The 24,142-nt window shown below is 38.2% G+C and carries 17 protein-coding genes and 1 tRNA gene; 4 read left to right on the top strand and 14 right to left on the bottom strand.

Translation table 11 applies throughout. From position 1 onward, the window contains the following. Nucleotides 1–38: 38 nt before the first annotated feature. The 8 genes from P278_RS11810 to P278_RS11775 form a co-directional block, all read right to left on the bottom strand. The gene (locus P278_RS11810; RefSeq protein ID WP_038267008.1) at nt 39–2,084 is read right to left on the bottom strand and encodes an alginate lyase family protein; all 2,046 of its coding nucleotides are present in this window, start codon (nt 2,082–2,084) and stop codon (nt 39–41) included. Nucleotides 2,085–2,231: 147 nt separating this feature from the next. Continuing rightward, entirely contained in the window at nt 2,232–3,308 is a 1,077-nt protein-coding gene (locus P278_RS11805; protein WP_038267005.1) for a hypothetical protein, read from the bottom strand. Nucleotides 3,309–3,394: 86 nt separating this feature from the next. Continuing rightward, nucleotides 3,395–4,423 carry a hypothetical protein gene (locus P278_RS11800; RefSeq protein WP_161808360.1) on the bottom strand — a complete coding sequence of 343 codons (1,029 nt, stop codon included), beginning with the start codon at nt 4,421–4,423 and terminating at the stop codon, nt 3,395–3,397. A 149-nt stretch (nt 4,424–4,572) separates the two neighbouring features. Then, nucleotides 4,573–6,741, bottom strand: a complete 2,169-nt coding sequence (locus tag P278_RS11795; protein ID WP_051413543.1) for a M56 family metallopeptidase — start codon at nt 6,739–6,741, stop codon at nt 4,573–4,575. Nucleotides 6,742–6,744: 3 nt separating this feature from the next. Next, nucleotides 6,745–7,110 carry a BlaI/MecI/CopY family transcriptional regulator gene (locus tag P278_RS11790; RefSeq protein ID WP_038266999.1) on the bottom strand — a complete coding sequence of 122 codons (366 nt, stop codon included), beginning with the start codon at nt 7,108–7,110 and terminating at the stop codon, nt 6,745–6,747. 443 nt (nt 7,111–7,553) lie between these two features. After that, on the bottom strand, nt 7,554–8,942 hold the full coding sequence (locus P278_RS11785; RefSeq protein WP_038266996.1) for an aminopeptidase P family protein: 1,389 nt from the start codon (nt 8,940–8,942) through the stop codon (nt 7,554–7,556). 107 nt (nt 8,943–9,049) lie between these two features. Next, nucleotides 9,050–11,374, bottom strand: coding sequence for a S9 family peptidase (locus tag P278_RS11780; protein ID WP_082436150.1), 2,325 nt, complete (start codon nt 11,372–11,374; stop codon nt 9,050–9,052). 22 nt (nt 11,375–11,396) lie between these two features. Next, nucleotides 11,397–12,785 (bottom strand): dipeptidase, encoded by a 1,389-nt coding sequence (locus P278_RS11775; protein WP_038266993.1) that lies wholly within the window; start codon nt 12,783–12,785, stop codon nt 11,397–11,399. A gap of 101 nt (nt 12,786–12,886) precedes the next feature. Here P278_RS11775 and P278_RS11770 point away from each other — a divergent pair. Further along, nucleotides 12,887–12,968, top strand: a tRNA-Leu gene (locus tag P278_RS11770). A 536-nt stretch (nt 12,969–13,504) separates the two neighbouring features. After that, nucleotides 13,505–15,817, top strand: a complete 2,313-nt coding sequence (locus P278_RS11765) for a penicillin-binding protein 1A (protein ID WP_038266990.1) — start codon at nt 13,505–13,507, stop codon at nt 15,815–15,817. 11 nt (nt 15,818–15,828) lie between these two features. On the opposite strand, the gene P278_RS11760 is transcribed toward P278_RS11765, so the two are convergent. Both P278_RS11760 and dxs read right to left on the bottom strand, forming a co-directional pair. Next, complete coding sequence (locus P278_RS11760; RefSeq protein ID WP_038266987.1) at nt 15,829–16,932, bottom strand: DUF3078 domain-containing protein; 1,104 nt, start codon at nt 16,930–16,932, stop codon at nt 15,829–15,831. Nucleotides 16,933–16,974: 42 nt separating this feature from the next. Then, nucleotides 16,975–18,744, bottom strand: a complete 1,770-nt coding sequence (dxs, locus tag P278_RS11755; RefSeq protein ID WP_038266984.1) for a 1-deoxy-D-xylulose-5-phosphate synthase — start codon at nt 18,742–18,744, stop codon at nt 16,975–16,977. Nucleotides 18,745–18,781: 37 nt separating this feature from the next. On the opposite strand from dxs, the gene P278_RS11750 reads away from it, so the two are divergent. Continuing rightward, a complete protein-coding gene (locus tag P278_RS11750) occupies nt 18,782–19,231 on the top strand; it encodes a nucleoside deaminase (protein ID WP_038266982.1) in 450 nt (149 codons plus the stop codon). A gap of 79 nt (nt 19,232–19,310) precedes the next feature. On the opposite strand, the gene P278_RS11745 is transcribed toward P278_RS11750, so the two are convergent. The 4 genes from P278_RS11745 to aspS form a co-directional block, all read right to left on the bottom strand. Continuing rightward, nucleotides 19,311–19,505 carry a cold-shock protein gene (locus tag P278_RS11745; RefSeq protein WP_038266979.1) on the bottom strand — a complete coding sequence of 65 codons (195 nt, stop codon included), beginning with the start codon at nt 19,503–19,505 and terminating at the stop codon, nt 19,311–19,313. Nucleotides 19,506–19,592: 87 nt separating this feature from the next. Then, nucleotides 19,593–19,847 carry a membrane protein gene (locus P278_RS11740; protein WP_038266975.1) on the bottom strand — a complete coding sequence of 85 codons (255 nt, stop codon included), beginning with the start codon at nt 19,845–19,847 and terminating at the stop codon, nt 19,593–19,595. Nucleotides 19,848–19,865: 18 nt separating this feature from the next. Next, the gene (locus P278_RS11735) at nt 19,866–21,659 is read right to left on the bottom strand and encodes a chloride channel protein (RefSeq protein ID WP_038266971.1); all 1,794 of its coding nucleotides are present in this window, start codon (nt 21,657–21,659) and stop codon (nt 19,866–19,868) included. Nucleotides 21,660–21,747: 88 nt separating this feature from the next. After that, nucleotides 21,748–23,496 (bottom strand): aspartate--tRNA ligase, encoded by a 1,749-nt coding sequence (gene aspS, locus P278_RS11730; protein WP_038266968.1) that lies wholly within the window; start codon nt 23,494–23,496, stop codon nt 21,748–21,750. A 285-nt stretch (nt 23,497–23,781) separates the two neighbouring features. Here aspS and P278_RS11725 point away from each other — a divergent pair, with 285 nt between their 5' ends. Further along, on the top strand, nt 23,782–24,138 hold the full coding sequence (locus P278_RS11725) for a toxin-antitoxin system YwqK family antitoxin (protein WP_038266965.1): 357 nt from the start codon (nt 23,782–23,784) through the stop codon (nt 24,136–24,138). Nucleotides 24,139–24,142 lie beyond the last annotated feature (4 nt).

The following is a 24,142-nucleotide window of genomic DNA, read 5'->3' as shown; positions in this document are numbered from 1 at the left end:
ACTAAAATTATAAAGCATTTAAATAGTAATCATTGGAATCATTTCTTTTTAAAATCGACATTATTGGTATCTGTATACGGAACGTAAATATCGAAATGGTCATTATTGGTTTTTATTTTAAGATACACCCCGTTCTTGTCAATTTTTTTGATTTTGGCTTTTAATTCATTTTTCTCACCTTTAAAAGGGTGCAGAATCCAAACAAGCGGTTGAGCGTCCCTGACCGTAGTCTTATAAATGGTGGTCGTGTTAGGTCGAAATTTATTGTATTCCGAACTATACCAACCCTGAATGTTTGGCGTCTCAGCACCACTGATATTAGAGATTTCGAAATCTTGATTATTTACAGGAATAATAGCCAGGTTACCACCTGAATTATTTGTAGAAGCGATTTGATCCTTCACCTGAATTTGATGCTCCGGATGCCAGTGCCAAAGGGTTTCGATGCTTCTGGGCTGATCACTAACCACACGATCTGTAATGATCCAAAATTCATCGCGAACATATAGCATAGTCCGTTGGTGTTCAGCCGTCCCTTCGAGATCGTCAAACTGATCAAACGAACCCCAGGCATAATCATAGACATCGGTGATCTTATAGTGCAACGCCGATAAAGGCTTTTCCGTTTCCTTAGGCCCCGGAGCCTGTCCCTGACCATCGATCAACAATGTATTGTGTCCTGCACTGCTTTGCGCATATTTTCTGAATTTTTTTGCCACCGCTCCCGTATAGGCAAACCTTCCGGAGTCTACCAAAAAGTCCTTTCCAAAAGCAGCCACCGATAGATGGAGTTTGTCTTTGTGTTGATGCCCTGTTCCCCAGGGTCCAATGTCAAAGAACGACCAGTGGGCATCAATACCGTAATGATTTCGGGATATAAACTGACCCGCCCATGGGAAAATAAATGAAACCTCGTCCGGGTTACTTATGTATTTATCGGTGTGTTTATGGAGATGTTTCCAGTTAGGGATATCATACTTTTCATTGGCCTTTTCCAATCGTTCGAAATTATAGTCCAGGTCACTATCGTTGTTTAATACCCCATAACCATTCGGGCGAATCGACTGGGCCAGGTAATTATACATTTTTTGCAATGTTTCATGATAGTATTCCGGTAAGGCTTTACCGGCGATCTCACATGTGGATTTAAACTGTTCAAAATTGTCGATGGTTACATAGTGATAGTGAGAGCTAAGTTCCTTTTGCACCCCATCAGGATATACCTGTTCCGTAATGCTCTTGCCCATTTTATCTATGGCATAATCCAACCACTCATCTGCACCTTTAAATTCCGGAAAATGAGCAGCAATAACGGCTAATCCCGATAGCTCCATGGTGAGCCAGTTATTCTTTTTTGCATGAAAATGCCTGCTGTAATGCGCATGATCCGGTAAGCTGGACAATAATAATAGTTTGGTAGCATCTGAAATTAAATCGTTATTGATGGTTCCGTAAAAAATGGAAGTCCAGTATTTATTCCGGTACGAAACTTCTAACCCCCTCCAGATAGCATCAGTTCCCCATTTCTCAGGGTAGGGCTGACTCTTAATAATGAAATCGCGAAGAAACTCATCGATATAACTAACATATTTGGAGTTTCCGGTTTTTAAATAAGCATGGTAGACCGTATCAATCTGAAAATGACGATTCGATAACCAGGCCCATTCCCTGTCGTTATTCGGACCTTTATAGTGCCAGTCTCTATGTCCGTCTTCACCCCATGGTACTTTTCCCTTTACATTTTGAATCGTAAATACATTTTTAAGGATGGTATCGGCTTTGGCAACTGAAATATCAGTAGGGGGGATGTTTGATTTTCTGTATTTAGAACCGTTGGGATTCTTTTGATAATACTGAATTAATAGTTTACAGGCTTCAATGGTATCGTTCTGCCGGAGCGCACTATCTACAGCATCAAGACCATTATAGGTGAGATCAATTCGGGAGAAAAGATGGTTGATTAATTCAGGATAGTTGGTGTTTAAGTCCTCAACTGATTTAATTTCTTTCCAATGTTGAGCATGTGCGGGCTGGCGATGGAGGAAAGAACAAATTAGGAAAAAAGCGATTGTTATAAACTTCATCAATGTTTAGATTGTTTGATACCTCTAAGCCTAAAAATAGGGGAACTTAGGGTTGCTTACAAACTGTTTTTAATTTTCTAACATAAAGAGTGTTTAATGGAACAATAATCAGAAAATAAAAGCCCGCCATTTTAGCGGGCTTTTATTTTAACCACACCAGTAAAAGAGTTTTACATGTTTATACTTTTTTTCTTTCCTTATTTTTCTACAGATTTCTTGTCCCCTTTTGTATTTTGCAATCTTTTCTTCCATTGGTTCTAAACCAATAGTTTCTCTTCTTATATTATACTCCTTATACTTTGTTGTATCTGTAACAATATGATGTTCATTAAACAATTTAAGATTACTACAAATGGTATCAGCCCTTTTTCTAATTTGAAAATCTATAATTGTAGCGTAATCTCTTGGACTCATATTGCCTTTATATACCTCATTTAAAAAAAGAGAATTGTACCTACACTGTTTTTGAGTTTTTGGGATGCCATAATAATGCATCAATAAATTTCTAACCGTTATTGATCTATAGCTACTTCTACCTGTTATTCCTGTTCTTCCATGCCCTATCATCCGTTCCCCTGGATAACCATATTTTTCTATGATCGGAATCAAATAATCCTCCACAATTTCAGATACAATCGTATCATATTGGTATTTGTATAATTCCTCTTTTTCTGGGTGAACCTTTGATAAAGAATCAGTATAATATCTTTTCCATTTACTGTCCCATTGGGCTAATTTAATAATGGAGTCTTTAAGAGATATATTTATACGATTTTTATAAACCGGATTATTTTTTTTATAGCTACTATGTAAGAAATCATTTAACTTATGCGTTCTTATATAATCACTTAACAAAGAGTCACTAGTAATATCTTCAATTTCCAATCCACATTTAAATGTTTGGTTAGTAAGATTTTTGAAATCTTTTTCTTTGTCTAAATATGCACTGGTCTGCATAGCAGTAAAAGAATGTCCTGCCAAAGGTTTGTCTATATTTTTAAAGGCTCGCTTATACATAACCAATGCACTATCATATTGCTCTTTTAAAATATAGCTTTCAGCTTTATTGATAGTCCGCATATAAGCAATATAATCTATTGGTTTTTTCTTTGTGCTCGAAGGGCTTAAGTTGTAACTAGACATAGCCACAACCAAGAGTACACCTAGCACCAAAAACATTAACTTTTTGTTGCGCTTGTTTATTTTTTGTAAGATTTGATTCATTTGAAATTAAATTAGAATATCGTTATTTTTAAATAATATCACCCTGATAATTCTTCTGATTATGATTTAAGAGTTCTTTTTTGATATTAACCACACCAGTAAAAGAGTTTGATGTGCTTAAAGTTTCCTTCTTTAATTTCTTTACAAGCTTTTTGACCTCGTTTGTATTTTTTATTTCGTTCCTCGATTGGTTCTAAACCAAGTTGAGCCCTTCTGGTATTAAACTCATCAAATCTTGTGGAATCCGTTACGGTAAAATGTTGGTCGTAGATTTTGACATTGTTACAAATAGTGTCGGCACCTTTTCTTGCCTGAAAGTCAATAAAGGTAGCATAATGTCCGGGGTCTAAGTTCCCGTTCGTTACTTCTTCCCAAAAAAGATCATTGTATTCACATTTTTGTCTAGGCAGGGAATAATAGTGCCATAGAATTAATTTTGCTGAATTTTGGACGTATGCTCTGCGATAGGAGTCATTAGGATCATATCCTACAGCACTAGCGCCAATTAGCCGTTCACCCGGATACCCAAATTCTTTAATCAAGGGAATCAATTTGTTTTCCACAATATCACTGATGACAATATTGTATAAAGAATCATATTTAGGTTTGTTTATAGGGTCTACCCTTGCTAAGGAATCCCAATAATGTACTTTCCATTTTTGATCTAAGAGAGTTAATTGTTTTAATGTATCAATTAAAAAAGTATTAGTACTTTCTTCGTAGATTTTATGATTGGGTTCAAAATGCTCATCGATAAAATCGTACAGATCTTTCTGTTTTAAATACGCATTCAATAATGAGTCTTCTTTGTAGTATTTTGGTAATAACCCCCGCTTCATACCGGCTATGCTGTACTTTTTAAAATGATCAAGGCTGTCTACGGTAGCACTAACCTGCATAGCGGTAAAACAGTGTTTGGCAAGTGGCTTTTCTACTAAGGTAAAAGCAGTTTCGTATTCTTTTAAGGCATCAACATAAATAGAGTCTAAAATATGCTTTTCAGCCATACTGATATGGCTTTGATAAGCAATATAATCGGGACGAATAGAGGTGCTAGTAGTTGATTCTTTTTTTTCAGGATCTGACTTGCAGGCAATACATAATGTGATTGCCATAAACATGAGAAGTGTTTTGGTCATAATTTTGGATGTATTTGATTGGTTCAATAATTTAATCCAATTCTCACAAATAATATGCCGAAAATTTAACACAAAAAAAGCCTCAAAGAATTCCTTGAGGCGAACTGGTCAATATAGTTACTTGTTTAGTGTTCAATAGGTTGGTCGGTTAGTTTTACCGTAGGTATGCCTTGATTACCTTTGAGAACCGATATGTTGATCGCTTTTTTTGATTTTACCAGTTCAATCGCTTTTTTAGCACTGATCTTCGAACCGTTAAAATAAAACGTTGCGTTTTGCTTGGCCAGTTCCTTCATGTGCTCTTCCGGATTCGGTGGTGGCGGTGGTGGAGGTACGGCACCTTCTACCTCCATAACCTGAATTACCTTTTTAGGAGTGTTTTCTGTTTCTACAGGAACTTCAACCACCTCAATGACCTCGCGTACCTCTACTACCTCATGCGCTCTTTCTTCAACCACCTCTATTACTACAGGCTCTTTAGGTCTTGGTGGAGCAGGGGGTGCCGGGACCTCAATAACTTCGATGATTTCTTCTTTTACCTGCTTGTGTTTCCGCGCAGGTGGAGGAGGTGGTAATTTTTCCTGGTTACTTTTTTCTTCCGCACTCAGTTGGTAATAAGCCTCAATCATACGGTCGTATAATTTTTTAGCAACCTTGGCTTCGTCCTGTGGTAAACTTAAATAAACTTGTGGCCATGCTCCTTTAGGCGTAACGTATGCTAAAAATTTGCTTCTGGATTTTGAATAATTGGCCGTGTTAGATGATCCTGGTGGTGGGGGTGGGAAATTGGGATAAGGCTCCACCTCCTTTTTCTGCGCTTCCGTCATGATACCGTAGATATAATACATACGCTCTACCTCCTTTTTATCAATTTTAATGGTGCCGGAATTAGCATTCTTGTATTTTCTCGCCAGTTTGTTGTATTCGGCAATCATTTTTTTGGAAGCACTCTGTTGTATGGTTGTAATTAACTTTTTCGAATTTTTAAAAGAGGATAAATCAGGATAAGGTTCAGCAGATTTCTTTTGCTCTGGCGTTAACTTTTCGTAGAGATGTTGAATTTTACTAATATCGATAAGGTCCATACCCTTATCCAGCTTGAAGGTGTTATAATGTTTAACTAAACTATTATATTCGCGCAAGGCTTCCTCGGGAGTGTTTGCTTCCAATAGGTGATTGTACATTTCCTTCATCAGAATTCCATTCGTTCCAATAGCATATTCTTTAATCGTAGGAAAGCCAAGCGTAATCAAAAGGTTATGAAGTGAATTGCAAGCCTCAACGCTTACATCCGGACCATATTCAATATGAACTTCCCCTCTTTCAATATAACTGGAGAGTTTCTGTTCGATGGTTTTTAATGTGAAGGTAGATTCTTGAAATTCAATTTCATTATCGATTGACATTTTCAGTACAATCACATCTGGTTGATCGTGTATCAACTTAGTTTCTTTTTCACTAAAACTGTAAATAAGTACCGCTAACAGTGGCAATAATAAAGCCGACTTTAGCCAGGTGAAATTTGATGTTTGTTTTTTCATAACGGTAAATCGTTTTTTGATTGATGAATAATTAATGGCACTAGAAAGGCCTGTATGTTTGGCACTTGATGAGAATGCCAGTAATAGTTCCTGATAGGTTGATGAATGAACTCCGTGATTTAAAACCTCGCGGTCTGCTAAGAACTCATGGTTTAGTTTGATATGCCTTTTAGCCCAATAAATGAACGGATTAAACCAGCATATAATTTGTAAAACTTCCAGAAATATAATATCGAGTGAGTGTTGCTGCCTGGCATGAGCCTTTTCGTGTAATAATACCTCGTCCGGGATGTTGTTTTGATGGTAGTCGTCGCCGTTTAAAAAGATGTATTTTAAAAAGGTATGGGGCGCTAGTTTGTCATTATGTAATACGTTGGTATAAATAGCGTATTGCTTAACAGGGTTCAGTTTTATTCGGTTTATAATGCCTTTTATTCGTACCAGGAATCGCAGGTAAAAGAACAGGACTCCAATACCGTAGATGCTCCATAAAACCGCAGGCCGGTAACTAACGGTTGATAAGGCACTAGTGTCTTCATCAAAAGACATGGCACCGGTAAATACCGGAGTAGCCCGTTCTGAAACCTCAATATATTGCGTGAAGGTTATCAAAGGAATAACAAAACTTATAATAACAGCTGTCAGGAGGTAATAGCGCTTAAAGGTATGTATGCCTTCCTTTTCTAAGAAAAACTTATAAAACACTAATAAAATAGCTAAACAAGCTCCCGATTTTATAAAGTAGAATAGCATGATTTACGATTTCTTTAATTGATCGTCGATAATCTTTCTTAATTCCTTTAATTCTTCCTCGCTCAAATCAGTCTTCTCCGTAAAAAATGAAGCAAACTGAGCCGGTGAATCGTTAAAGAAGTTCTTGATCAAGCCTTTCAATTGTTTTGAAAAATAACTCTCTTTCGAAACCAAAGGATAATATTCCCGCGATTTACCAAAAAGCTTGTACGAAACAAATCCCTTGTCCTGCATACGCTTTAAAAGGGTGGCAATAGTCGTATTGGCAGGCTTTGGTTCTTCGTATTGTTCCAATAAATCTTTCATAAAAGCTTTCTTTAACCTCCATAAATGATTCATCACCTCCTCTTCTGATTTTGATAGTTTCATAGACTATGATAAAATTGTTCTCTACAAATGTAGAAATAAAATTTAATTCTACAACTGTAGAGGTAATAATTTTAAGAATTAATTAATAAAGCTTACCGAGATAATAGGGAAGATAAAAAAGATTCAATCCTCATATAATGATCGCGGTTGCCGGCAAATAAGGTTTTTTTAGAGTAGCTTAAAGAAACATTAAATATTTGAATACTATGGGTTTAGGCACTCTAGGCCCGGTGCAAAGGCATGGATAAGGTATAGATACAGTATGGATAAAGTATAGTTGGTGTATGCCAGAAGTATGTGTTGGAAATATATAAGAATATAAAGAGGCTCCTTTCAAAAGGGGGGTATTCCACTTTTGATATGTATTGATGTGAAGAGCAGTCAAAAAAAAGCCCGCCTGGGTAACTTTAACCAGGCGGACTCATTATATGTTGTGAATATTATTAAGAATTCTTCAACTCCTCTACATCAGCAACCGTTTTAGCAACTGGCTTTCCTAGAATCTGACTACCATCTTTAGTAATTAAAAGATCTTCTTCTACTCTGATTCCTCCAAAGGTTTTAAATTTTTCTACTGCATCGTAATTCACGAAGTCAGTATACTTCCCTTCTGCTTTCCATTTGTCGATCAGGAATGGATTGAAATATAAGCCTGGTTCTACAGTAATAACAAATCGTTCTTCTAGGGCTCTACCCAATCGTAACGATCTGAATCCGAACGCTGGATTTTTCTTAAGTGTTTCTGTGTATCCCACATATTCTTCTCCTAAATTCTCCATATCGTGAACATCCATCCCCATCATATGTCCTAATCCGCACTGGAAGAATAAGGTGTGCGCTCCTGCTTGAACTGCATCTTCTGTATTCCCTTTCATGAGTCCCATGCCTTTAAGACCTTCAACAAGCCTCGAAGCAGCTAACTCGTGAACATCTTTAAACAAGACACCCGGTTTTAATGCAGCGATAGACGATTCGTGCGCATCTAAAACAATATTATAAACCTCTTTTTGCAGGTCGGTAAATCGCTCTCCTGCAGGCATGGTTCTAGTCATATCTCCTGCGTAATTCATCAAAGTTTCCGCTCCGCAATCAACCAATACCAGGTCGCCTTCATTCAATACGGCTGAGGTAGCATGATTATGTAAGTATTGTCCATCCTTTGTTAAAATAATAGGGAAGGAAATACTGCTTCCTTTGGAAGAAGCAATGGCCTCTAATTCTGCAGCGATTTCTTTTTCAGTGCGACCCACCTTTACATTTTTGATAGCATGGATATGCATGTCGGCCGTAATGTCAACTGCTTTAGTGATTTCCGATAATTCAATATCACTTTTATAAGAACGTTGTGCTACAACGGCCTTAATGAAATCAACAGATTTTTGATTAGCAACCTCCTGGGTAGGAATGTCCAGCATTTCACTGATTTCAACAGTGGTCTGCGCTCGGTATGGAGGTAGATAATGTACTTTCTGTCCTTTACCGCTTGCCGTTTTAAGGTATGAGGCAAGCTCCTTTAATGGTCGAACTTCTTGAATGCCTGCTTTGTCTGCAAATACCTGCAACGGATCAGCAGCACCTACCCATACCATATCTTCCGGAGTGAGGTCGTTACCAAAAAGAATTTCTTTATCGTTGTCTATATCGATCAGAAAATATAAATCAGGTTGATTGATTCCCGTATAGTACAAAAACGTGCTGTCCTGACGGAAATGAAACCAGTTGTCTCTGCAATTCATTCCAACATTGCCGTTTCCCGGAAATAATAAGATACCACTTTTAACAGTCCCTTGTAACTGTTGCCTTCTCGAAACATATATATCTTTTGAAAACATAGGTGTGTTTTTTTAATTGAGCCTCAAATGTATATAGAATTATAGGATCTAAAAAAAGTCCTTGAAGATTTTCAAGGACTTTTAGAACTATTTAAGGTATTCGATGATTAGAGCTCGTCTAATGAAAATTCTTTAGGCGGTTCAACTCCTTTTAAATGTTTTACAAAATAATCCCATCGCTTACGCATCATGTACTTGGTCATATCGCCATAACCATGTCTTTTATTCGGATACATGATGAGATCAAAATCTTTATTTGCTTTAATAAGAGCTTCTACAACCAATAGCGTATTGGAAGGAGGAACATTGTTGTCCATCGTGCCATGGGCTAAGAGTAATTTCCCTTTTAAATTTTCTACCAGGAGTTGGTTAGCCTGACTGTCATAGTTGGTAGTTCCGTCAGGATTCGTTTTTAATAAACCATGCCATTTTTCACCCCAATCAGCTTCATAGTTTCTGTTATCGTGATTCCCCGAACTCGAAACGGCAACATCATAAAAGTCAGGATAACGCAATACAGCATCTGTTGAAGCATATCCACCTCCGGAGTGCCCCCAGATTCCAACGCGTGTGGTGTCCATTGCCGGATACTTTTCCGCAAGTTGCTTGATGGTGGTAATATTATCTGGTAAACCATTATCTCCCATATTACCATAATAGGCATCGTGAAACGATTTCGATCTTCCCGGAGTACCCATAGCATCCACAGCTACGACCACAAAACCTAATTCGGCAATAGCCTGGAAATCGCTTCGGGCAGCTCTGAACGAATAATTGCCCACACTCCCTGATTGTGGCCCGGGATAGATATAGTTAAGCACCGGATACGACTCACTATCCTTATACGAGCTAGGAACATACATGATACCGTATAAGTCGGTTTCTCCATCCCTGGCCTTGGTAGTGAATTCAATTGGCTCCTGCCATCCGTTGGCTTTTAATTCCGAAATATCAGTAACCTCTAAATCAAGGATCTTTTCACCTTTCATGTTTCTCAAAACAGTTACAGGTGCATTGGTAGTACTAGAGTAGGTGTCTACGATATACTCCCATGATGGAGAAATTTGCGTACGGTGCGTTCCTTTATCAGGAGTAAGACAAATAAGGTCACTCCCGTCGAAATTTACGCTGTAAAGGTAATCGTGGTACGGGTTTCCTTCTTCTTTTCCTCCGGCAGTAAAGTATAGTTTTCTTGCCTCAGTATCTACTTTCAATACCGCTCTTACCTGCCAGTCGCCTTTAGTGATCTGATTTTTTAACTCGCCTGTTTGCAGGTCGTACAAATAAAGGTGCCCCCAGTTATCCCTTTCCGAATACCAGATAAATTCATTGCTGTCAAACAATACATGCCAGTTAACTTCATCTACACCCGACTCAAAATAAGTGTCTGCCTTTTCCTTAAATACAGAAGTAACCGCACCTGTTTTCGCATCTGCGATTTTAAGTTCAGCAATTTTATGATCTCTTGATGAAGACACAAAAGCAAACTTAGAGCCATCCTTACTCCATTCAGCATCCAGTAACTCACCACTCCAGTCAGCGACATGGTCCGTAATGGTCGATCGTTGATAATCGGCATTTGTTTTTAAACGAGTTATTTTTCGGGTAGGAATATCGATAATAACGCGCTCCAACATGAATACGATACTATCTCCGGGTAATTCATATTTCCATGCCTCTAAATCAGGGTGACCAACTTTAGTACTGGTAAGATACATTTCTCCAACGCCTCTGGCATCTTGCTGAAAAGTGGCAATTTTATCAGAGTCTGGCGACCATTTTAAAACCGGACGATCATTCTTGATCCAGCCTGCATTGTTGGTTGCATAACCATAATCTTGTTTTCCGTCGGAGGTAAGCTGTGTTTTCGCTCCGGTCTCCAGATTTCGAACCCATAAGTTATGATCACTGATATAGGCAGCTATTTTTCCGTTTGGTGCTACATATTCATTACGATTAGGTTTCCCATTATTAGAGGCTTCAACGGTCGAAATACTATAATCATCCAGGTTACAGCTATAGGTTTTACCATCGATACTGAATTCGATCGTGTTATGACTCGTATGTGAAATACCGTAAAACGGAAGCAGTTCAGGTTTAACATCCACTTCGAGTACACCAGCAAGGGCTTCAGCAAGCTTCTGATGATCAAAAGCAGCTTGCTTCTCCGAAGTATTGGTGTTCACCGTGATAAACTCTTTTCCTGATTTTGTTTTCTTCTGATAGGTGTAAATGGAATCGCCTGTCCAACGACCACGTTCAGCAGAGCCATATACATATTGATTTAAATTAGAAGAAAGGTGCTTGGCAGCATCCTGGTAGTCTGCGGTTGTAATGGCCTCCTTAGTTTGGGTTTCCGTACAACCGATCATTAAAAGTGCGGAAACGATACTGAGTGTAACGTTTCCGGTAGTGTTTTTTAAAATTTTCATTTAGGTCGGAAGTTTTAAGTAGTTAGTCATTCAATTCGGTAAAATATTTATAGAACCATGGAATGGTTTCAATACCCTTGAGATAATTCCATACCCCAAAATGCTCATTCGGAGAGTGAATGGCATCGGTGTCTAAACCAAAGCCCATTAGGATGGTTTTACTTTTTAACTCCTTCTCAAATAATGAGACAATCGGAATACTTCCTCCGCTTCGCTGCGGTATTGGTGTCTTTTCAAAGGTAGTTTCGTAAGCTTTTGAAGCAGCCTGATACCCTAGGCTGTCAATAGGGGTAACATAACCCTGACCCCCATGGTGAGGAGTAACTTTTACCCTAACGCCATTCGGAGCGATACTTTCAAAGTGTTTTTTGAAAAGTTCTGTAATCTCCTGCCAATCCTGGTTAGGAACTAAGCGCATAGATATTTTCGCATAAGCTTTGCTCGGGATAACTGTTTTAGCTCCTTCTCCTATATAACCACCCCAGATACCATTTACATCAAGGGTCGGACGAATAGAGTTACGTTCGTTAGTAGTATATCCGGTCTCTCCGTACACATCGTCAATGTCTAAAGCTTGTTTATAAGCATCCAAAGAAAATGGAGCTTCGGCCATTTGAGCGCGTTCTTCGGCAGATAGTTCTTCTACCTTATCATAAAATCCGGGTACGGTAATATGATTGTTCTCATCGTGAAGCGATGAAATCATTTTGGTTAAGATGTTAATAGGGTTCGCAACAGCGCCACCATACAACCCACTATGTAAATCCCTGTTAGGACCGGTAACTTCTACCTCCACATAACTAAGCCCCCTAAGCCCTGTTGTAATAGAAGGTACATCTTTTGCGATCATTCCTGTATCTGAAATGAGAATAACATCATTCTTTAATTTTTCGTGATTACGCTCAATAAACCACCCCAGGTTTTCACTTCCAACCTCTTCTTCTCCTTCGATCATGAATTTAACATTACAAGGCAAATTACCTGTCTGGGTCATGTACTCTAAGGCCTTTACATGCATATACATTTGTCCTTTGTCATCACAGGCACCACGAGCATAGATAGCCCCATCAGGATGCGACTCTGTTTTTTTAATCGTCGGCTCAAAAGGAGGGGAGTCCCATAAATCATACGGATCTGCCGGTTGAACGTCATAATGACCATACACCAATACAGTTGGTAACTTTGGATCAATAATTTTTTCACCATATACAACCGGATAACCTGGTGTTTCACAGATCTCCGTTTTATCGCAACCTGCTTTGTCAAGTGCGTTTTTTACAGCCTTGGCTGTGTCAAGTACATCCTGTGTAAAAGCGGAATCAGCACTTACTGAAGGTATTTTTAATAACTCAATAAGTTCGTTTATAAATCGATCTTTATGTTGATCAATATACTCGTTAATAGTGTCCATGAAGAAATTTTCAGTTTTTCCAAAAGTACAAAAAGAACTTTTTATGCATTTAGGGTTTGAAAATTGAAAAATTGATTTATATTTGCACCCACAAAATAACCGCGGGTGTGGTGAAATTGGTAGACACGCTAGACTTAGGATCTAGTGCCGAAAGGTGTGAAGGTTCGAGTCCTTTCACCCGCACAGAAAGCTTCTCAATTTGAGAAGCTTTTTTTTTTGGCGTATAATCAGCTTGTTTTTAGCCTTTTATGATTTAGTGCGACTATCAGCCTTTTCTTTTTTACTTAAAAGTGACTTTTCTGAATTGACCGTGTCTTAATATATGTAAGACCTTCTTGAAGGGATTGCATACACACATTTTTCATATACAATACAGGGAGGAACTATTCATTACAATTTTTTTGAGAAAATAAATTGGGCTTGGGGGGAGGGTTTCTCCCTTGTTTAAAGTATTGAGCTTACTTTGATTTTTCAGGTATTTATACTGAACAACGACAAATGTAAGTGACCTGAAAAAGAAAATGCTGAGAGCGCAATATTTAAAACGTAAATAAGAAAACCCAAGATTGCTATTAGTAACTCAACTGTGATGGGGGATGAAAGTTATATTTCATCCCCTGTTTTTGATTTTATTTCGGGGATAATCATAACGTTAACATCTCTTTAAGACCCTATTGTCGTATATTAAACGAGTTAAGATTTAAACCTACTCCTAAAATATGGGTAAAAGTAAGAAGAAGCAATTCTTGAAATTGTTCTTAAAAATTATTGGCGCATGCTTTCTGTTGGGTATTCTGTTCTTTTTATCTGTTTATGCAGGTTTCTGGGGAAAATTACCCAAGGTAGAAGAGTTAAAGGAATTAAAACAAGCGCAGGCAAGTCTTGTTTTAGATGAAAATAATGAACTTATAGGTAAATACTTTGTTTTTGACCGTCAATCTGTAAAGTTTGAAGAGCTCCCACAACATTTAATCGATGCCCTGATCGCTACTGAAGATGTGCGCTTTTATGAACATTCAGGACTCGATACCCGAAGTTTAGGAAGAGTGTTCTTTAAATCCATTTTGTTAGGAGATGATTCTTCCGGAGGTGGAAGTACCATTACAACCCAATTGGCCAAAAATCTTTATGGTAGAGATAACTATGGAATCTTTAGTATGCCGGTTATTAAAATGAAGGAAGCCATAATTGCCAGAAGAATTGAAAAAATATATTCAAAAGAAGAAATCCTTACCCTTTATTTAAATACCGTTCCTTTTAGTGATAATACCTATGGAATAGAAAGTGCAGCACAAAAGTTTTTCAATTGTTCCACGACTCAGTTAAACTTATCACAGTCAGCCACCTTGATCGGTAGCCTGAAGGCTTCACATAGCTATAATCCCAGGTTGTTTCCGGAGCGAAGTCAATTCCGTAGAGATGTGGTATTGCAGCAAATGGTAAAATACAAGTTTATTACAGAAGAAGAGGCCAGGGAAGTTAAAGAAAACAAAATAGCCCTCTCCTATCAGTATTTTAATGCCAATGATGGGTTGGCACCCTATTTCAGGGAACAAGTTAGAAAAGAGGCTGCATTGCTTGTTGCAGACCTTAAAAAGGAGGATGGAGGAACATACGACTTATATAAGGATGGCTTACGGGTGCATACCACCCTTAATAGAGATATGCAGGAATATGCGGAAGCTGCTATGAAAGAACATATGAGTCGTTTGCAATCACAGTTTGAAAATGCCTATGGCAAGAGAAAACCATGGAAAAATAATGAGATCGTTCTTGAGTCTGCCAGAAAATTGCCCGAATATAAGCGATTGAAAAAGAAAGGGCTTGAAGAAAAGTTAATTCTTGACTCCCTGAAACTCAAGAAAAAAATGAAAGTTTTTGACTGGAAGAGTGAAGAATTAAAAAACTTGTCTACACTTGATAGCATATCTCACTATTTAAAATTTCTGAATACAGGATTTGTTGCCTTGGATCCGCATACGGGAGCTGTTCGTGCCTATGTCGGTGGAATTGACTTTCAGTCTTATAAGTACGACCATGTCATTCAAAGTAAAAGACAGGTTGGTTCGACCTTTAAGCCTTTCGTATACACCGCAGCATTAGAGAATGGAATGGATCCGTGTACGTACTTCTCTCTAAAAGCAATTACCTATGAAGGGGAAGAAGACTGGACACCGGAAAATGCCACTCAGAAAGAAGAGGATATAGAAGTCAAGTATTCGCTTGAGAAAGCATTGAGCAATTCCATAAACACCATAGCAGTAAAGGTTATGGATGAAACAGGTATTGATGCGGTAGTCGATCAAGCTCGTAAAATGGGGGTTAAAAGCAAGTTGCCGGAAGTCCCTTCATTGGCACTCGGAACGGCAGAAATGTCGTTGATTGAATTAGCATCGGCCTATACGGGATATGTAAATAATGGAGTTTCTGTGCAACCTTATTTGGTAACAAAAATCGAAGATAAAGCAGGGAATGTTTTGTGGGAACATGAGGCTGAAAATACAATGGAAGAACCCGCATTTTCTGAGAATACCAGGGAAACCATTATAGAGATGCTAAAGGCTACGGTAGATGAAGGGACTGCAGTTAGGTTAAGAAGTAGGTATGGTTTAAAAAATGATATGGCCGGGAAAACAGGTACCACCCAGAACAATAAAGACGGATGGTTCGTTGGTGTTACGCCAAAGCTGGTAATGGCCTCCTGGGTTGGTAATGATGATCACAGAATCGGTTTTAGTAATACGGGTATTGGACAAGGAGCCAATTCAGCATTGCCTAATGTGGCGCTTTTTCTTAAAAAGCTTAATTCAGATAATGAATTTCAATCCATTTCGAATGCTAAGTTCCAGAAACCTTCAGAAGAAGTTTTAGCAGCTCTCGAATGTGATCCGGTAAGGGAAGAGACCTTCTTTGAACGTTTGTTTGGTGCAGAGGCGCCTAAAAAGAAATTCGGAGAGAAAAAGAACAAAGGGTTCTTTTCCTTCCTCAAAAAAAAGAATAAAGAAAATGAGGAAGAAAAAGAGAATGATTAAATAGCAATAAGTTAGAAGGAATATGAAATTCCAACGCCTAGTAATTGCTTAAGCTGAATTCTTGCTCCGTATTTGTCAACCTCTCCTTCAGGAGTTTCAGATTCTTTGAATTTAACATCGTTATCGTATATGATATGTGTTCCAATATTGGCTTTAACATATTCATTTACCGTTAGGTCAAGCAACATTTCCCAGTCAATATCAACATTACCAAAACTATTCAGGTAATCTGTGTATAGGTTGAGTCGGTTGTTGAAGTTCATGTTTTTAGAGATCTCCTTTTTAAAGGAGTTCGTTATGAGAATACCCACCTCCGTATAGATGTTTTTACCGTGTTGGATAAGATTTCCATCCATGTCGTATTTGGCTTTCTGAACACCAAAAGCCCCTTTATCCGCCAATCCTTGATCTAATACAAAGGTTGATTTTTGCGTTAATGGAGATATATATAAATTAAAATCAGGCTTGTCTTCAATGTATTCTGCACCAATACCTATAAAAAGATATCCTGGTGCCATAAGACGTGAAATAGGATTATCGGTATCCGGATATTTATAACCGTTACTGAACTGGGTTCTAAAATTAAATTTGGCAGAATGATACCAGCTTGACTTTTCTTTTCGCTTAAAACCTGCCGTAGAGTTAAACTCGATCCTGTCATCGGTTTTTCGTAACTCTCTTCCTTCCTGAGCATTGAGACCAAAGCTAAGTCTTAATTCATTATTCCAGGAAACCATTGGAGTTTTGTATTTACGAACAAAATTCGCGCGGGATATTGCAGAGAAGGAATTATTTCCCCCTGCATTCCAGTTTACAAAAGCAACTTCAGTTAAACTGAGTCCTAGTTTGTTTTCTTTAGTCCAGTTAGATTTAGGAACGGTATCCTTCGCAGCAAGCGCAGAATCTTTTTTTATGGCCGCCGAATCAACCTTTACAATTGGAGGAGCTATCTTTTTTATCAAAGAATCCACCTTAGAAATAAAATAATAGTTTTTAATAATCAGGGTGTCTTTGGTGTTTACGATAGTGTCTCTTTTAATAACTGTCAGTGTATCTACCTGAGCATATGAGAAATAACAACAAAAAAGGAAAAATAAAACTACAAACTGTTTCATTATTAGTGATTTAGCGACGCAAAATTGATAAAAAAAATAACGTTATAAAAATTGTTGCAAAGTTTCTTCAATCGAATTAGTATCAATACCTACAATTTCTTGTAATTGTTCTACTGTACCATGCTCGATAAATTTATCCGGTACCCCCAACGATTTTATAGTTGATGTATAGTGGTGTTCAGCTGCAAATTCGGCAATAGCACTTCCAAATCCACCTTTTATGGAACCATCTTCAACCGTGATGACCGTATTGAATTTTTTGAAAATATGATGCAACAAGTTTTCGTCCAAAGGTTTCACAAAACGCATGCCAAAGTGAGCGATTTTCTCATTATTAAATCGATTAATTGCTTCTGTAACGTTTTTAGCTATAAAGCCTAGCGAAAGAACTGCAATACTACTCCCTTCTTTCAGGAGCGTTCCTGTTCCTATTTCAATTTTTTCAAAAGGAGTTCGCCATTCATTTAAAATCCCTCTTCCTCTGGGATATCGAATGGCTATCGGTTGATTAAGTCCTAGCTGAGCGGTATACATTATGTTTCTAAGCTCCGTCTCATTGGCAGGAGCAAAAATAATGAGGTTAGGGATGCACCTTAGGTAGGCGATGTCAAAAACACCATGGTGGGTAGCCCCGTCCTGCCCAACTAATCCTGCTCTGTCTAAACAAAAGATGACCGGTAGGTTTTGGGTGGCTACATCGTGAATGACCTGGTCATAAGCACGTTGTAAAAATGTGGAATAAATATTACAGAAAGGGATCAGTCCCTCTGTTGCCATTCCGGCCGCTAAGGTCACGGCATGCTGTTCGGCAATACCAACATCAAAGGCTCGGTCTGGTATTTCATCCATCATGAATTTTAAAGAACTACCTGTTGGCATGGCAGGGGTAATCCCTACAATCTTTTTGTTTTTCTGGGCTAACTCTACAATAGTACGCCCGAATACATCCTGAAATTTAGGTGGTTGAACCTTATTTGTCTTTGGAGCCAATTCGCCTGTTACCTTGTCAAATTTTCCTGGAGCGTGATAACGAACCTGATCTTGTTCTGCCTTTTTTAATCCCTTGCCTTTTGTGGTGATAATATGCAGAAATTTGGGGCCCTTAATTTTTTTAAGACGACTAAGCTCATTAACTACAATATCAATATCATGGCCATTAATCGGTCCTGAATAATTAAAGTTTAAGGCCTCAAAAATGTTTTGTTGATTGCGAAGTTTACGCTCTTTAACATTGGTTAAATATTCTTTAAGTGCACCAACACTTGGATCAATCCCAATGGTATTGTCGTTAAGAATAACCAGGAGATTAGCATCTGAAACCCCGGCATGGTTCAGCGCTTCAAAAGCCATTCCGCTTGCAATAGAGGCGTCTCCGACTACAGCTATATGGTGTCTGTCTGTTAAACCTTTCAGATTAGAGGCGATAGCCATTCCCAATGCTGCTGAAATGCTTGTGGAGCTATGGCCGACTCCAAAAGTATCGTATTTACTTTCTGAACGTTTAGGAAATCCACTAATCCCATTGAGCTGCCTGTTCGTGTGAAAGACCTCCCTTCGTTCTGTTAGGATTTTATGTCCGTAAGCTTGATGCCCAACGTCCCAAACTAAAAGGTCATCCGGTGTGTTGAAAACATAATGTAAAGCGATGGTTAGCTCGACCACACCTAAGCTTGCTCCCAGGTGTCCTTCCTTAACAGAGAGTATGTCAATGATAAAGGATCTTAACTCCTTTGCCAGCTGAGGTAGCTGTTCAGGAGCTAACTTTTTCAAGTCATCCGGAGTGTTAATAGATGTGAGTAAATTTGATGCCATTAGGCAAAAGTACGAGTTGAAATTGTATTTTTGATGCATGATGAATCCTTTTGATGATAATTATTTTATGAAGAAGGCTTTGCAAGAGGCAGAGATGGCTTTTGATAAAGGGGAAGTGCCTGTGGGAGCAGTAGTTGTAATAGACAACAAGATAATTGCCAAATCACATAACCTGACCGAGACCTTAAATGATGTAACGGCACACGCCGAAATGCAGGCGATAACCGCTGCAGCTAATTATTTAGGAGGGAAATATCTTATCGATTGTACCTTGTATGTCACTTTAGAACCATGTCAAATGTGTGCCGGAGCATTGTATTGGAGTCAGATTTCCAAAATCGTTTATGGAGCAAAAGATGAAAAGCGAGGGTTTGAAACCTTGGGAACTACCTTACATCCTAAAACTAAAATTATTGGAGGGGTAATGGAAAATGAAGCCGCGACACTTATGAAGCGTTTTTTTATTGAGAAAAGAAATTTAAATTAATTCAGTAATCCCCAGGGGGCATAAAATAGAAAAAGCGCAACCAATGTTGCGCTTTAATTTTTTCCAAAATAAAATATGATTATCCTATAACTCTCACGTCAGAGGCAACTTTTCCTTTTTTGCCTTCTTCTTCGTTATATTCTACTTTGTCTCCTTCGTTAAGTTCTACTCCGTTCAATGCAGTTACATGAACAAAGATATCACTTCCTGTTTCATCGTTGGTAATGAATCCGTAACCTTTGGAATCATTGAAAAATTTTACTGTACCAGTCATTATAAAAAAATAAAAAATTAATTAGATGGTGCTAAGGTAATATTTAATATGATACAGCAAGTAAAAAGAATGTTTTTTTTGAAAAAATTATTGATTTTCAGGGTGATTGCTATTTTTTTTGTTCATTTTGTCGATGTTTTCCTGGGTAAACATATAGTCCTGAATTTTCTTTCCTTTCGATCTGTGATAGATGAAAAGAGGTATTAAAATGAATGCAATGGCAAGTACCCCAATACCAACGATTCGATCTCCGGTAACATTATTATCGTTCATTTTGAAATAAAACCCGACTGCAATAGCGCCTATGATGGCAACAAATAATATCTGAAGAAATCGTTTCATATAAGTGAAATCTGCTAGTTATACCGCAAAGTTAATTAACTTTCTTCTATAAGCGGTAAGGAGCTTCGATTTTGAAACAAAACCAACATAAATGCCATTTTTGGTGACCGGTAAGTTCCAGGCGCCACTATCCTGGAATTTTTTCATGACGGTGGTCATTTTATCTTTTTCCATTTCTATGATAGCAGGTGGTGTTTGCATAACATCCGAGGCCAGAACAGATTCATACATGGTCTGGTCGAACATAATAGGACGAATATCATCCAGTAATATAACGCCTTCAAGAGTTTTATCCTTTTTGTTCAATACCGGGTAAATATTCCTTTTTGATTTCACAACAGCCTTGTGGACAATAGCTCCCAAGGTCATTTCCGGATGTACAGGCATAAAGTTTTTCTCAATCACACTTTCCAGATCCATAAAAGTTAAGATCGCATGATCCTTATCGTGGGTGATAAGTTCTCCCTTTCGCGCTAATTCCATAGTATAAACGGAGTGGGATACAAAATATTTAGTGAAAGAATACGATATCGCCGCTGTGATCATAAGTGGAATGAAGAGTTCATATCCGCCGGTCAATTCCGCAATGAGGAAAATTGCTGTAAGTGGAGCGTGAAGGACACCTGCCATCAGACCTGCCATTCCTACCAGGGTAAAATTACTTTCAGAAACCGAAGTGTTCAGAATGCCAAAACTATTGATTATTTTGGCAACACAATTCCCGAGAATACTCCCCATAAATAAGGTAGGCGCAAATATTCCACCAACCCCGCCTGCACCAAAAGTAATACTGCTCGCAACCACTTTGAATAACACCAAACCGCCCAATAATGCAATTACATTCCAGTTATTACTGAGGTCCATATTAAAAATATTGCCCTTTAGGGCAGCAACGAGATCTCCTTTGATAATGTTGTTCATAACGTCGAAGCCCTCCCCGTATAAGGGAGGTATAAGAAACACCAGAAAGCCAATACCCACACCACCTATAATAATCCTTTTAAAAGGAGATTCAATCTGGTCAAAGAAGCGATGAATATGTTCATATACCTTAGAGAAATATATAGAGACCAACCCGGCAATAACCCCTAAAATCATAAAATAAGGAACATCCGCAATGATAAACTTGTCTTCTATACGAAAGGGGAGTAAAATATCATCCCCAAAGAAAAAATAGGAAGTAAGAATAGCTGATAGCGAAGCTAGTAAGAGCGGTACTAATGATGTCAGCGTTAGGTCAAGACTGAACACTTCAATTGCAAAAATAATGGCAGCGATCGGTGCCTTGAATATCGATGATAGTGCCCCCGCAGCGGCACACCCTATAAGGAGTGTTCTGGTAGGTTGGTTCATGTGAAACAACCTTGCTATATTCGAACTGATGGCAGCTCCCGTTGCAACCGTAGGTCCTTCCAGTCCTACCGAACCCCCAAAACCAACAGTGATCGGAGCAGTCAATATACTCCCGAACATCTGATACTGCTTCATAATGCCTTTTCGTTTTGAAATAGCATAAAGGGTAGAGGGGATACCGTGACTTACCTTATTCCTGATCACATACTTCATAATGAGATAAACAATGCCAAACCCAATTATGGGAAATATAAAGTAAAAGGCATGATGGTAATACTGAACCAGGTTGCCTTCCAGTAAATGCTGAATGAAGTGAGTGAAATTCTTTAATACCAATGCTCCAACACCAGATGTGAACCCGACTAGAACACTGAGCATAAGTATGAACTGGCGATGCGATATATGTTTCGCGCGCCATATTAATAGCTTGGCTAATAAAGATTTCTTTTGATTAGGCATAGTTTAAATGCAGCTATAATTGCTTTTGAAATAACAAAGATGAAAAAAAATCCCGCATATAGCGGGATAAGTATTTAGTTATTAATGCTTAAACATCAAGTTTTAAGCATAATTCTTTTAATTGATCATCATCAATTGGAGCCGGAGCGTCGATCATAACGTCGCGTCCTGCATTGTTTTTAGGGAATGCAATATAGTCTCTAATGGTCTCTTGACCTCCAAGGATGGCAACCAGGCGATCAAATCCAAATGCAATACCACCGTGAGGCGGAGCACCATATTTGAAGGCGTTCATTAAAAAGCCGAATTGTGCTTCAGCTTCCTCTTTGGTGAATCCTAATAAAGAGAACATTTTACTTTGTAATTCCTGATCAAAAATACGAATTGATCCTCCTCCAATTTCATTTCCGTTTAAAACCAGGTCATAAGCATTGGCTCTTGCTTCTCCCGGATTAGAATTTAATAATTCCACATCCTCTAGTTTAGGAGAGGTAAAAGGATGGTGCATGGCATGATATCTTTCTGTATCTGCATCCCACTCCAGTAACGGGAAATCGACAACCCATAAAGGAGCAAATTCCTCAGGGTTTCTTAATCCAAGTCTTTCGGCTAGCTCCATGCGAAGCGCGCTTAACTGAGCCCTGGTTTCATTAATATTTCCAGAAAGAACACAGATTAAATCACCGGCTTTGGCACCTGTAGCCTCAGCCCATTTAGCAAGATCTTCCTGGTCGTAGAACTTATCTACCGAAGATTTAAAGGTTCCATCTTCATTACACTTAACGTAAACCATTCCCTTGGCGCCAACCTGAGGGCGTTTTACCCAATCAATTAGTTTGTCAATTTCTTTTCGGGTATATGAAGCACCTCCGGGAACTGCAATTCCAACCACAAGCTCGGCAGTATTAAATACATTAAAGTCCTTATGTTGAGCCACGCTGTTCAATTCGCCAAATTCCATTCCGAAACGAATATCAGGCTTGTCATTTCCATATTTACGCATAGCATCGGCATAGGTCATTCTTGGAAATTGAGCTAATTCAACACCTTTAACTTCTTTTAATATGTAACGTGTTAAGCCTTCAAAAATAGTTAAGATGTCTTCTTGCTCAACAAAGGCCATTTCACAATCTATTTGTGTGAACTCCGGTTGTCGGTCTGCTCTTAAATCCTCATCGCGGAAACATTTCACGATCTGAAAATATTTATCCATTCCACCAACCATTAAAAGTTGTTTGAAGGTTTGTGGCGATTGCGGCAATGCATAAAACTGACCTACGTTCATTCTCGAAGGAACCACAAAGTCTCTTGCCCCTTCAGGTGTAGACTTTATAAGATATGGGGTCTCAACTTCAATAAACCCTTCATTCGAAAGGTAGTTGCGAACCTGCATAGCCACTTGATGACGAAATATAAGTTTATTTTTAACAGGGTTTCTCCGAATGTCAAGATAACGATACTTCATTCTTAAATCTTCACCACCATCCGTTTGATCTTCTATGGTAAAAGGAGGGGTGTCAGCTTCATTTAGCACCTTAATGTCTGAGACTAAAACTTCAATTTCTCCGGTAGGGATATTGTTGTTTTTAGATTCTCGTTCAATAACAGTTCCTTTTATCTGAACTACATATTCACGACCAAGTTCTTTAGCCTGGTTAAAAACATCTTTCGGGGTTCTCTCCTCATCAAAAATAAGTTGAGTAATGCCATATCGATCTCTGAGATCAACCCAGATCATGAATCCTTTATCTCTTGATTTTTGTATCCAACCTGCTAAGGTAACTTCTTCATTTATATTTGCTGAGCGTAGTTCGCCACATGTATAAGATCTAAACATTCTAAATCAGATTTTAATCCTGCAAAGGTAATAAGTTATATAAGATCATTTTAGATTTTAATGAGCTTTTTATAACCATATTGGGACGCTCTCGTTTATTAAAAATTCGATCATTTCGTGATGTTTTTCAGTGAAAGATATTTTTTAAGGTGTTTTGAATGAGTGGATTACCGTTTTAATGTTAATTTAATGTTACGTGAATGTTGCTTTAAGGTAAAAATTAGTTATATTTGTTAGTATAATGTAAACAAAAGGGTCGGCAAAAGCACTTTAAAAACATATACTATGAAAAATATAACATTAACATTAGCACTTTTGTTTTCTGTAGTTTTATTTGCTCAAGAACAAAAAATAGAACCTATTTTCGAAAAGCAGGACAATATGGTTAAAGCTACCTATTTTCACGGTAATGGGGAAGTAGCTCAAACGGGTTTCTATTTAGATGGAAAGTTGCAGGGAGAATGGGTCTCTTATGATAAGGAAGGAAAAAAGACAGCGATCGCTAATTACGATCAGGGTAAAAAAGCAGGTAAATGGTTCTTTTGGTCTGATGGTAAATTAAGTGAAGTTGATTATACCGACAATCGCATTGCAAATGTTACCACCTGGAGTTCGGAAAGTCAGTTGGTGAAAAATAAATAATGTC

It is taken from the genome of Zhouia amylolytica AD3 (assembly GCF_000511935.2).
Lineage (GTDB): Bacteria > Bacteroidota > Bacteroidia > Flavobacteriales > Flavobacteriaceae > Zhouia > Zhouia amylolytica.
This window is presented reverse-complemented; position numbering and strand designations above follow the sequence as displayed.